The organism is Pelosinus propionicus DSM 13327, from assembly GCF_900114615.1.
Classification (GTDB): Bacteria; Bacillota; Negativicutes; order DSM-13327; family DSM-13327; genus Pelosinus; species Pelosinus propionicus.
Window position 1 is genome coordinate 1 of the sequence record NZ_FOTS01000085.1, and the last position, 12,310, is coordinate 12,310.

The 12,310-nt window shown below is 39.6% G+C and carries 12 protein-coding genes and 1 pseudogene; 8 read left to right on the forward strand and 5 right to left on the reverse strand.

Translation table 11 applies throughout. The features are described from left to right. On the reverse strand, window positions 1-273 hold a 273-nt coding region (locus tag BMZ99_RS24725), incomplete at its 3' end, for a helix-turn-helix domain-containing protein (RefSeq protein WP_139214850.1). A 310-nt stretch (window positions 274-583) separates the two neighbouring features. Next, window positions 584-1,153 carry a TetR/AcrR family transcriptional regulator gene (locus tag BMZ99_RS24730; RefSeq protein WP_090944371.1) on the reverse strand — a complete coding sequence of 190 codons (570 nt, stop codon included), beginning with the start codon at window positions 1,151-1,153 and terminating at the stop codon, window positions 584-586. 175 nt (window positions 1,154-1,328) lie between these two features. Between BMZ99_RS24730 and BMZ99_RS24735 the strand changes: the two genes are divergently transcribed. Beyond that, window positions 1,329-2,126 carry a nitroreductase family protein gene (locus BMZ99_RS24735; protein ID WP_090944374.1) on the forward strand — a complete coding sequence of 266 codons (798 nt, stop codon included), beginning with the start codon at window positions 1,329-1,331 and terminating at the stop codon, window positions 2,124-2,126. A 95-nt stretch (window positions 2,127-2,221) separates the two neighbouring features. Here the strand turns inward: BMZ99_RS24735 and BMZ99_RS24740 are convergent, their stop codons facing one another. Then, window positions 2,222-3,175, reverse strand: a complete 954-nt coding sequence (locus BMZ99_RS24740; RefSeq protein WP_090944377.1) for a LysR family transcriptional regulator — start codon at window positions 3,173-3,175, stop codon at window positions 2,222-2,224. 136 nt (window positions 3,176-3,311) lie between these two features. Between BMZ99_RS24740 and cuyB the strand changes: the two genes are divergently transcribed. Both cuyB and BMZ99_RS24750 read left to right on the forward strand, forming a co-directional pair. Continuing rightward, a complete protein-coding gene (gene cuyB / locus BMZ99_RS24745; protein ID WP_090944380.1) occupies window positions 3,312-4,013 on the forward strand; it encodes a cysteate racemase in 702 nt (233 codons plus the stop codon). Between the two features lie 307 nt (window positions 4,014-4,320). Next, window positions 4,321-4,662, forward strand: a complete 342-nt coding sequence (locus tag BMZ99_RS24750) for a hypothetical protein (RefSeq protein WP_090944383.1) — start codon at window positions 4,321-4,323, stop codon at window positions 4,660-4,662. An 88-nt stretch (window positions 4,663-4,750) separates the two neighbouring features. Here the strand turns inward: BMZ99_RS24750 and BMZ99_RS24755 are convergent, their stop codons facing one another. Next, complete coding sequence (locus BMZ99_RS24755; RefSeq protein ID WP_090944386.1) at window positions 4,751-7,393, reverse strand: phosphoenolpyruvate synthase; 2,643 nt, start codon at window positions 7,391-7,393, stop codon at window positions 4,751-4,753. 158 nt (window positions 7,394-7,551) lie between these two features. Here BMZ99_RS24755 and BMZ99_RS27500 point away from each other — a divergent pair, with 158 nt between their 5' ends. The 5 genes from BMZ99_RS27500 to BMZ99_RS27505 all read left to right on the forward strand — a co-directional run bounded on the left by BMZ99_RS27500 (window position 7,552) and on the right by BMZ99_RS27505 (window position 11,591). After that, window positions 7,552-7,674 (forward strand): hypothetical protein, encoded by a 123-nt coding sequence (locus tag BMZ99_RS27500; protein WP_281246865.1) that lies wholly within the window; start codon window positions 7,552-7,554, stop codon window positions 7,672-7,674. A gap of 12 nt (window positions 7,675-7,686) precedes the next feature. After that, window positions 7,687-7,860, forward strand: a complete 174-nt coding sequence (locus tag BMZ99_RS26640; RefSeq protein ID WP_175490701.1) for a hypothetical protein — start codon at window positions 7,687-7,689, stop codon at window positions 7,858-7,860. Window positions 7,861-8,087: 227 nt separating this feature from the next. Next, window positions 8,088-8,906 (forward strand): YcxB family protein, encoded by an 819-nt coding sequence (locus BMZ99_RS24760; protein WP_090944389.1) that lies wholly within the window; start codon window positions 8,088-8,090, stop codon window positions 8,904-8,906. 348 nt (window positions 8,907-9,254) lie between these two features. Then, window positions 9,255-11,288 (forward strand): methyl-accepting chemotaxis protein, encoded by a 2,034-nt coding sequence (locus tag BMZ99_RS24765; RefSeq protein WP_090944392.1) that lies wholly within the window; start codon window positions 9,255-9,257, stop codon window positions 11,286-11,288. 168 nt (window positions 11,289-11,456) lie between these two features. Next, entirely contained in the window at window positions 11,457-11,591 is a 135-nt protein-coding gene (locus BMZ99_RS27505) for a hypothetical protein (protein ID WP_281246866.1), read from the forward strand. 505 nt (window positions 11,592-12,096) lie between these two features. On the opposite strand, the pseudogene BMZ99_RS24770 reads toward BMZ99_RS27505, so the two are convergent. Next, window positions 12,097-12,310: pseudogene (locus BMZ99_RS24770) on the reverse strand (IS110 family transposase); the annotation flags it as partial.

The window sequence follows — 12,310 nt, forward strand, 5'->3', positions numbered from 1 at the left end:
TCCGTATTTTTTACAAAGATCCATATGAGAACCACTACCAGATAGATAATCCATCACGACTGTTTCTTTCAACTCCCAAGAATAGGATAGGTTTTTCGAGGTTTCCTGTAGCCCTTCTGGTCCTAAAGACTGATACCTTGCTAACCATCGCCTAATGCTTGTATTAGCTACCTTTAATTGCTTTGACAGATCGTTCATGGAGTATTCATTCCGTAGGTACTTTTCAACTGCATCAATGCGTTCTTCATATGAAACCGTAAATTTGCTTCCCATAAAAAATATGCTCCTTCCTTGCAATAGACAGTTTTATTATTTCAACTGTCTATTACAAGGGGAGCATATCACAAAAGCGGCGGTTATTTCTAATCACTAACGTTTGGGCTAACCGTTTTCCGGTTAGACAGCCTGTGGGGCTGGTGTGTTTGCGCACATCAGTCCTTTTCTTATATTATACCCATAGATTAAAAAATATGCAACCAGCCAGGAGAAAATCTTGTGTATAAGGGTATAATGAAATCCACTATTTATTGTTTTTAGTAAATAGTGGATTTTTGCTTGTGTGGGAATTATCAGTGGGGTCGAATCAGCTTCTTGTAAGGGGGGCAGTGACATTTTGATATCTCTCCATCAGCGACAATAATTGTTCTGCCATATATTCTGATGAATAAGGCATTGAATTTGTAATCCACCATTCAATTACACCGATGGTTGCCGAAGCAAAATATTGTACCATGATTTCCCTATTCCCATCTGTAGTGATGCCATTCATATCAAGTTGTTCTTCAACACTCTTTACCATCAAAGCATGTAAGCGGTTTCTAAAGGCAGTGATACTCTTACTCATTAGCATCTTTGAATAGAAAAAAGCATTTTGCTCCAGATAGTTAAATGTTTTACAAAGCGCATCTTTACCGGAGATACTGCTATCATTGCCTCTTGGCTGACAATTCTCAAATAATTTATTTAAGTGATTCTCTATGCATTGATTTAATAAATCAAATATATCTACATAGTGGGAATATACAGTTCCTCGATTGACATTTGCCAATTCTGCAATTTCGTTAATCGTAATTTTTTCAAAATCTTTTTCCAACATCAGTTTAGTAAAAGCATCCATAATAGCCTGCCTGGATTTTTCAATACGCCTATCCATAATAAAATTTCTCCTTACGATTGTATAAATGAACAGTTTTATCGATTTTGTTTATTAATCAACATATGTGACCGTTTTACTCATTGATTTCAGTTAACAGCGTTGCTACTATTATATTAAACAAATGTTTGAAATTCAACATTTGTTGGTTATTTTTATTAAGGAGATGACTGCAATGAGCTTAATAACGGTCAATGAAAGGTGTATTCAATGTGGACTTTGCATTAAAGAATGCCCAGTCGATGTTCTGCAGATGGGAGAAAAAGGGCCGGAAGAAGCGGCAAGCACCCATTGCAATGGCTGTGGACATTGTGTTGCAATATGTCCTAATGCGGCAATCGATAACGAGAATGCACCACTGGCGCTGCAAGTTGATGCTAATACTTTTCCTAAGTTAAATCCGCACCAGGCAGAGCATTTTTTAAGATCTCGTCGTTCTATAAGGAATTATCATGACAAGCCTGTAGCAAGAGAACTCTTATCAAAATTAGTGAATATCGCTAGACTTGCTCCTACTGCATCTAATAGTCAGGGGATATCCTATGTGATCGTAGAAAATAGACAATTACTTGAAAAAGCTGCTGAAATCACGATTCAGATGGCAGAAAAATCCTCTGTAAGGCATTTAATAGAAGCAGCGATTATCGGTTACAGGGAAAAAGGACTGGATTCAGTTTTCCGCGGCGCACCAAATTTAATTATAGCGATTGCAGACAAGAATTTCCCATATGCTAAAAATAATGCTGTTTCATGCTTAACCTATCTGGAGTTATTTGCCCCTTCATTAGGACTTGGATCCTGTTGGGCTGGTATTTTTGAACATTTTGCAGCGATTGAAAATTCACCGCTAACTACTTTATTTAATATTTCAGAAGAAAAAACAGTAGTTGGCGCAGTTATGGTTGGTTATCCTAAGTATCAATATACGAGATTAGTAGATCGAAATTCACTAGATGCTACATTCATAATGTAGCGCAGTTTTTCCTGAAGCCATACTCTGAATGTATCATAGTGACAGTTAGGGGCATTCCTTTTTTGGGTAACTAAAGCTGCCAAAGAAGAATGCTCCTAATGGTGTTTTTCATCTGAGTTCTGTGCTATTTTTATAAATTCTTCCATGGCTTTGGTAATATATTTATTTTCTTTGTTATAGAAAAACACGTTGCGGAATGTGTGAGTACTATTTATTTTGTAATACAGCATATTGGAAGAATCATTTGCTTTTTGCGCGAGGGTATCGCTGATAATGGTAATTGCCATGCCGTAACAGGAAACATTATAGGCCGTAGCCAACTGATCCAATTCCAAAATAATTTTGGGTGTAATGCCTTGTTCCTGGAAAATTTTATCCGTACGCATTCGCGTGTCGTTTCCAGCCCTTAGACAAATAAATGGATCATGAGTAAATAAGGTTAACGGCACGGGTTTGGTCGTTGGTTTTAAGTGCATTCCCTGGCGGATGTCGTCGATTGATAATTGATATTCTTGAGCAAGATCGTTTGAAGAAAATATTTGAGGAACGGCTAAAATCAGACATTCGCTGCAAAATAAGTGTTTTTCATAGATGAGTTCATTCAAAGGATAATTATCAATTACAAAATCCAGTGCGCCGGAAAATAACTGGTCTTCTAAATGAGCGCTATTGGCTTCGACTAGATTTACCTTAATTGATGGGTATTTATTGGTGAACGTTGTGATGATTGCTGGAAGGACAAAGGAAGCAAATACATTGCTTGCACCAATCGAAAGGCGCCCTGTTTTTAGCTGGTTTAAATTACTGAGATAGTTTTCAAACCGATTTTCAATGTCCATTATTTTTTCTATGGATTTTATATATTCGATGCCGGCTTCTGTTAATTGCACAGGATTACTGCTTCTATCAAAAATGCAGCAGCCGAGGCGTTTTTCGATTTTTTTGATGGAAGCACTTAACGCTGGCTGGCTGATATAGAGATTTTGTGCTGCTTTTGAAAAGCTTTTTTCTTTATATACTTCATAGATATATTCTTTTCCTTTAAACATAACGCCTCCACGCTATAACCAAATGATTATATTATTTATACTGATATATGTATTTGATTCTATTGTAGTTGAAATTTATAATGAAATCAAATAAGGAATCATGGAAGTCATTGTAATAAGCAGGGGGAAAGGTATCATGCAAAAATCAATCGGCATTATTGGCGGCATGGGCTCGTTAGCTACATGCGATTTGTTTAAGAAAATTATAGATATGACGGATGCCAAGTGTGACCAAGAACATATCCATATTTGTATAGATTGTAATACGAATATTCCTGACAGGACAAAAGCCATATTTGGAGGGGGAAAAGACCCCATCCCCGAAATGGTGAGAAGCGGTGTTAGACTGCAGTCCATGGGGGCAGATGTATTAATAATGCCATGCAATACAGCGCATTATTTTTATGATAAGATTACGCCTTTCTTTGATATTCCACTTTTAAATATGTTAAAAGAAACAGTCCAGGAAGTCCAAAGAAGAAAGATAAGAAAAATTGGATTACTGGCAACGGATGGGACGATTAAGTCAAGAGTGTATCATACGGCCTTAGCGGAGGCAGGAATCGATTTGGTGATTCCTTCGCCAGTCGGGCAGAGGAGTGTAATGGATATTATTTATAATGGGATAAAGGCGTCAAATAAGAATATCAACCTTAATCAATTTTATGGAGCCATCGATGAGCTTTTTGAGAAAGGGGCAGAAATATTGGTATTGGGCTGTACAGAACTTCCGGTTGCATTTGAACTGTTTCATATTAAACGACCATCCATTGACCCCACCTCAGTATTAGCTGCGGCGGCAATTCGTTTTGTTGAAAAGCCGTTATTAGCTAACTAAATAAAGAGACAGTTTGCCGATCGTGGCAAGCTGTCTTTTTATTTATAAGAGTTCGGGGTCAGGCATGACTTATTACAAAATTGAGTTGTATTTCTCATAAGCTTATATGAGTGCTTATGGGGCTCCCATCCCGGTAACTGCCAAGCTAGATAGATAACCACGGTGCAGTATCTTGATACTGTGTATTCTTATAAAGTTATGATAGCATTGTAAGTCACCGACTATTTTTTGTGATTTGAAAAAATGATGCAATAAATATAAGATTTTTTCGTCAATAAGAGTAGTAAGAAAAAGGGGGATTTACAATATGGTTGATTCGAAAGTAATAGAGGCTTTTCATCTGATGTGGGGAAACTTTCCCGAGCCGGTGATGCTGGTGCATAAAAGCAGGGAAATATTGGCGGTGAATGAAGCCTGTAGTTCTTTTGGCGGCGCAGCAGGCACGAAATGTTCGGACAAGGGCTCTCCCGAACAGCATAAAGGCTGTCTGGCAAATAAGGCACTGGCCACGCAGAAGGCTACGTACTCGAAAAACAAATCCGGAGAAAAAGAAGTGATTGGTTATTGGCTGCCCTTAACAGGCTATCCGGAAATCTATGTTCATTTTGGTATAGGTACAACAATTGATTACAATAACCTGCCACAATAGCTGTAATGAGTAACAGCTAAAAGATATAAGGGAATTGTGAAATACGTATGGGAAACGTTCTGAATCTGCTAAAAAAAGATATGCAATCCTAAAGGGATTGCATATCTTTTTTTAGCAGATTCAGAATTTCCACAAATCCTTGATCTCCATCCACTCGTATTCTGTCGCCATCGTTAATGAGCGTTGTAGCATCATCAACTCCGACTACTGCCGGAATACCATATTCGCGGGCGACAACAGCACCGTGAGTCATTAACCCTCCAACCTCAGTAACGATGGCTTTAGCCGATTGAAACAAAGGGGTCCATCCTGGATCAGTTTGGGGTGAAACTAGAATTTCTCCTTCACGCAGCACAGCGTTTTCCGGTCTTAGGATAATCCGAGCAATACCTTCAGCAGTGCCAGCGGAAACAGGACTGCCAATCAATGTGCCCTCGGGAATATTCTTTCTATCAGGAGGAACAATGATAATTTCACCTTCACTGGTCATTATACGGGGTGGTTTTAGATGCTGGTGCCATTGATGCTGCTCTTTGCGTTTTGCAATCAAATCCGCTGCGTTACCGCTGCATTCGCCCTGCCTCATTTCGATCAGTTCATCTAAACGTAAGAAATAGGCATCTTGAGCGTTCTTTAGTATCCCCATTGCAACGAGCTCATCGACTTCAGCCATAATTGCTTTTTTGCATTCGTCTAAGATGAGGCTCATTAAATATTTGTGATGTTCCCGCAGTCCGCCCAAATAGCGAAATACAGCAATGAGACGAGTTGTCAGTTTTAATTTGAAAGGATTGTCTTTCACATGGCTTAGAATACGCAGGATGGCTTCATCTGCTTCTTTTTTGCCTTCGGCAAACCGCTGGCGGTGCTCCCCTGGCTTTACACTTTGCATATGACTGAATATGGCAGACCGTAACTGCGTTGGCATTTCACGCCAGCGGGGATTTGTCAGATCAATTTCCCCTGGGCATCGCATACCGTATTGATCAATAAATTTTTCAAAGGCGTGCCGAAAGGTAATACCTCCAGCAACTTGAGCAAGCCCGGTATAGAATGTTTGATCATCAGCCGTTTTTAAATATTCCTCTACCTCGGGGAGAGTTCGCAGTAGATCTGCCAAATCACCCAGCTGCAGGCCCATCTCAGTAGTGACATTGCCGGGAAGGGATTTGTTTAACGTATGAAGCTCTGCTGCATTTCCCATCCAGCGGAGAAGCATCTTTTCCAGCAGTTTGTTGGCAAGTATGCCAGGTACAACATAGGGAATAATCTCCTGGAGAATGTCTACTATCATGCCGTCTAATTGCCGCTGAACGACTTGTAGCCGTTCAGCGCCCTGCACGCTGCTGAGTGCCTGCCTGGTCTGCTGCATTTTTTCCTCGATGAGGGCTTCGATTCTAGGTTTAGCCAGCCGGGGATCACCAGTACGCAGAACCTTCCAAGCCTTTTTTAGAATGGGAGCTGCGAGTTTGCGCGCAGTACCTGGAGTATTTGAGTGAAGATTTCCTGCGAAAATGCCTGGTCGTTTGACGACAGAATCCAGGGAACGGCTCATAGCTTCGTCTACTAATTTTAATAATTTTGGAAAAAAGATGCGTACTAGTTTAGACAGCAGAAAATCCGTAAGATCAATATAGATTCGGCTGCCCGCCTCGACAAACACCTGTGGGGGAAATGCCGTACGTAATACGGATCTGCCTAATGGCTTTATGGCATTCGGCATCATTTGGACATGACCAAAGGACAGCAGCACCCGCAGTGGATGCTCGGGAATTTCCGGCAGAGGATATAACGTAGTAATGGGACGGCTCTGGACGATAAAGAAATCGTCTTTTACCATGCAAAATTCAATATCCTGGGGTGTACCATAGTGCTGCTGAATTTGTTTTCCTAATGCAGCAAGATCAAGAATCTGCTGCTCAGTCATAGCTTGCTGTCCTTGCTGCCTGGCCGGCAGATCCTGGGTAGTCGTACCGCCTTCGGACAAAGGATAAATGGCTGTTTTCTTTTGTGATATCTTCTTGTAAATGATACGGTTTTGTTTTACTTGGTACAAATCAGCCGACACCAAGCCGGATACAAGGGCTTCTCCTAATCCGAAGCTGGCATCAATGGAAACAATAGTACGGTTTCCAGTTACAGGATCGGCTGTAAACAAGATTCCGGAAATATCGGGCATGACCATTTGCTGCACAACGATGGACAAATAGACTTCCGAGTGATCAAAAGCATTTTTTGCTCGATAGGCAATGGCCCGATCTGTGAATAAAGAAGCCCAGCATTTGCGAACATGCTCCAGCAGTTCATCCTGGCCTTTGATGTTTAGATACGTATCCTGCTGACCCGCAAAGGAAGCATTGGGTAAGTCCTCGGCCGTTGCGCTGGAACGAACCGCATATGCATGAGTTGCTCCTTGCTTCGTCCAGGCCTGTATGATTTCGTTGCTAATTTGCGAAGGGATCTCCAACTGCTGTAAGTGTGTTCGAATTTGTTGTCCCCATTCCCGAATGAGGTTTAAGTCGGTAGGGTCGATTGTCTTTAGTGCATCAAAAAACAGATCCATTTTCGGACTTCCTGCGATAAACTCTCGATAGGCGTAAGTCGTTACGCAAAATCCTCCTGGTACGGGAAAACCTGCTTTCGTCAGTTCTCCCAAGTTCGCACCTTTACCGCCAACATAAGGCAGACTTATATGATCGATTTGGTCGAAAAAAAGTACATAAGGTGTCATCGGCAAATTGCTCCTCTATCCATAACGGTGATCATTGTATTCAATACCAGTATCTTATCCGCTGCCTTTCTTAACTATTCATTGCTGTTTTGGAAAGCGACCTGCGTTTTACCTGCGAATAGCGAAGCAGAAACGAAGTCCTTTAACATGAACGCTAGGTGAAACCATACGAAATCTTCAAGATACCGAATGTTAAAGAAGCCAAAACAGGGCAATACTATAACAGGCAAGACCACGAAATCGTACAAGCACGATTGCAGGCAGCTGCAGCAATTGAATAGGAGGTCATTCGTATGCTTATTGAAGTTGGTTCCAAAGTATCTCTCTATTTTAATACCTGTCATAACGGAACGATAACGAATATAGAAGGATCAAAGATTTTTGTAAGATTCGATGATAAGCCAGAGCAGGAAGAAGCATATTCGATGAATGAATTTCTGAAGATGCTGAAGGTAACTGAAGAATAGAACAAAAGGTACTCTGGAAAGGGTGCCTATTTTCTTTGTCTTGATTAAAAAGAAAAATGAAATCTATATCTTTTGGGAGAGGAATGCAGTGTAAATCCGATGTATAATAGATTGGCTGTTCTTATCTATAATTTGGGCGAAGTCCCGCGCGAGGTGTTATGACAAAAAGAAACCATCATATACAACCTCTTTGACGAAAAATACTTGAATTTGTATAGGAGAAGTATATGGAAACAATTCATGTGCTAGTTAAATTGGAATTACAAGATTATCAACATTTTTACCGATTGTCTAATGAAAAATGGCTGTATGGATTCTATGGTTTTTTTCTTTCAGCCATAATAGGAAATATCATGGTCGATGATATTTCTGGTATAGCCTATATTCTTTTAATCCTTGCGATGTTGGAGTGTTACAAAAGGATAAATATAAAGAAACAATTTAAATCAAATCAGCTGGATCAAAAAGAAGTAGTTTATGAAATTACATCCGATGGGATAGAAGTGACTAGCGTAGATGGTAGTAGCAAATCCAATGTAAAATGGGATGAACTATTTGGGGTAAAGCGAAACAAAAACATGATATTTTTTATGACGGGAAGAGCATCAGGGCTTATCATTCCTAAAAGACTACTAACAACATTACAAGTTTCCCGTTTAGAAGGGCTCATTAAAGATCACTTGAGTATCAATGCCTTTATTAAAACGAATTTTTTTAAATACGGAGCAATAGGTGTATTGTTAAATCTTACGACCGTGATTCTGTCTACAGCACTTAATATTAGCCAGCAGCGATTAAGTGACGGCTATTCTATGAGACATAGTATTGTAAATTTGGTACAGCTTATCTTAATGATCTTAACTTTTGGATCAGGAATAACGTTTGTGATTCAATGTTTCAGATGGTTATATGGATCAATTCTGCCGAAACATCGTATTAAATTTAGCCATGTCCTCATAGCATTGTTAGCTTTTATCTGCATGATCGTAGTAATTGGGGTTGCAGACTATTATATCTACCAGGCTTGGCAGCTCCATAAAAGTTAGTTTTACGCAGCGAAAGAACTCCTGACAAATTTTTATGAATTTGGCAGGAGCTCTTTTGCTTATACTATTCCCTTTAGTCCTGAAACTTTAGTCTGTTTTCTCGAATTACGCAATGTAGAAGCAGGAGAAAAATATGGAGATATAGAATTTCCATTCATATCATATTCTGACAAAATACGCGTAATATATGTTGTGAATTGTAAATACATAAATAAAAATGATGAAAAATGTCATATCGATAACAAATAAGAGTTTTGAATTGATACTTTACATGGTTTGAAAGATCCTTTGGGTTATGCTGATTCGGGGATCTACGTAAAAAATACTAATTAGAGGAGTTGAAGTAGAGTGAAAATAAAGAATATTCAGACAAAGTTATTGATTAATCTTATACCTCTTATCCTAGTAGTGTTGCTTGCGTTATCTGGTGTTAGTTACTATTTAGCAAAGGAGTCTTTGGAAAAGAGTGTCGATGATACAGGTAAAGCGGTAGGAACTGACTATAGCAATCGGGTACGGGCGGATGTGGGTAAAATGGTAGTCCAATTAGAGGATCTGGCCAGTATCCAGCGGATTCGTACAGGTGCTGACAAGGTCCAAATTGCAGAAGCTATGGCAGAAATGAAAAATCGCCTAGGTATTTTTGATGTTGTTGCCTTCATTTCGCCTGATGGGTCAGCCGTTACAAGCACAGGAGAAAAGGCCTCATACAGTGATAGAGAATATTTTAAGAAAGTGATAGCAACAAATAAGAGCGTCATCTCAGATCCTCTCATTTCAAAGGCTACAGGGAAGCTGGCTGTTGTTTTAGCAGTGCCTGTGACAAATAATGGGCAGCTGACAGGAGTCTTACTAGGAACCGTTTCTATGGAAAGACTATCGAATCAGATGAAAGAGCTGAAGTTCTTAGAAACAGGTTATGGTCAGATTACAGATGATTCGGGACTGATTATTGCCCATCCTAAGCAGCCTGAGCTTATCGGTAAGCTTAATCTTTTTGAAAAGAAAATTAATCCGGAACTCAAGCTGCAGAAAAGTGAGCTTGATGAACGTCTGATTCATTTATTGAAGACAGCAGCCCAAACTGGAGAGCAGTCGATGGGTGAATATACTTTTGTCGATGGTATAGAAAGAGTTGCAATCGTTACCCCAATCAATCTGCCAGGTGATAAGCACTGGTTTGTAATGGTAGTAGCACCACTAGCAGAAGTCGATCATCAAATCGATACCTTAACAAGAATGATGCTTATCATTTCTATCATTTGCTTATTGTTAGCAGTAGTAGCAATTGTGTTCATTGCAAAACAGTTTGTAAAACCTATTTTGATCCTTCGTGACGAATGCATGTTGCTCTCCCAAGGAGATTTGCGGCAACGAGATATAGAAGTTTCATCTGAAGATGAAATTGGACAGTTAGCGAAAGGTTTTCGTGATATGAGAGCCAATTTGCATGAACTTGTCACAAGGGTGCACTCTCAGTCTGAACAATTAGCGGCTTCGAGTGAAGAATTAACAGCGAGTGCCGAACAGTCGGCTCAAGCTGCGAATCAAGTTGCTATATCAATTACCGGTGTAGCGAGTGGATCACATGACCAGCTGTCTGCAACTAATGAAACATCAGCTGTAGTTCAAGAAATGTCAGCAAGTATTGAGCAGGTTTCGGCGACTACTACTGGGGTGGCTGAGCAATCCAACCAAGCGGCTGCTAAAGCAAAGGAAGGCAATACAGCCGTAAACAAAGCGGTTATGCAAATGAAACATATTGAACAGACGGTGCAATCCTCTGCGCATGCAGTAGCAGAATTAGGTGAAAGGTCTAAGGAAATTGGTCAGATTGTTGCTACGATTTCTGGTATCGCCGGGCAGACCAATTTATTGGCTCTTAATGCTGCGATAGAGGCAGCACGAGCTGGTGAACAAGGACGTGGCTTTGCAGTAGTAGCTGAAGAAGTGCGCAAATTGGCAGAACAGTCTCAAGATGCAACGGAGCAGATCTCCTCACTGATTGGTGGCATTCAGGAAGATACCAATAAAGCAGTTAAAGCTATGGATGCTGGCAATAGGGAGGTTAAATTAGGGGCAGAAGTTGTTGATGCCGCTGGGCAGGCATTCCAAGAAATAGTGCTGCTAGTGACTCAAGTGTCTGATCAGATGAAGGAAATTTCGTTGGCCATTGATCAGATGGCTAATGGCAGCCAGCAAATTGTAGATTCAGTAAATCGGATTGATACTTTGAGTAAAAAGGCTTCAGAGGAATCTGAGACGGTATCTGCTGCTACTGAAGAACAATCTGCATCAATGGAGGAAATTGCTTCTTCTAGCCAAAGCCTAGCAAATCTCGCAACGGAACTTCGCGAAGCTGTTCAAAAGTTTCAAGTATAAGAATTGACAAAAAGAACTCCTATCAAATCCGTGAACTGAATCATAAAAAACGGACAGTGACAAAATACCCCCATTCGTAGGAAATGAAACTACGAATGGGGGTATCATTGTCAATGATAAAAAGAGGTTGATACGCATATCGATAAAATAGGAAAAGAAATCAATCAAATGATAAAAGAGGAGAAAACACAGCCAGAGATTGCAGCATTCTTTGGATTTAAAGATAAGACCGTTATTCATCAATATCTGAAGTGGCAACGCAGAAAAAAAGAACGAGTAATGGCAGGAATTTTACCTAAATAACGTGGATGGCTACCTAAGGGATACTTACCTACCGAAGAAGAAAAAGAAAAGAAATGAAATCAACCGTTTAAAGATGGAAATTCAATTATTGCGTTCTTTTCTTCAAATTGCTGGAAGGAGGTGAGTCCATCTATTAAATACTTAGCTATTCTTATTTACAATTATGAGCGCATTCAGTTCAGTTTGCCAACGAGCGGGCTTATTATTATTGTCTGGCCAAATAGGATCAGTTAAGATTTTATCATATCGTGATTAAGGAGTGCTTTCTTTTGCCTAAATTATCAATTTATTTTAAATAAATTGATAATTTAGGCAGGATTTATTATATCAATATAGTATATATGTATTATATATGATATAATGTTTCATATATAATACATATATAAAGCAATCTGGTAATATGTCAAGCCCATAAAAAATAAGTTTTGTAAGTAATCCGCAAAAAATGGGTGCACTAAACAAGCCTCTTCTTCAAGCCGAAGAAAAAGTAAATAAATGGGATCTATTAACTTTGGCTTACTCTACTTGGAGAGTAAAGCTGATGGTTGGCCAGCAATCCAAAAATCAGCCGGATGAATTTACGAGCAGTAAGTGCGAGTGCGCGTTTGTGCTGATGAGTTTTAACTTCATCATACTTCTTCTGGTAAAAAGCTGCATATTCAGATAAATGATTCTTTACATGGCTAGTAGCTTCAATTAAATAGTATCTGAGATAAGTA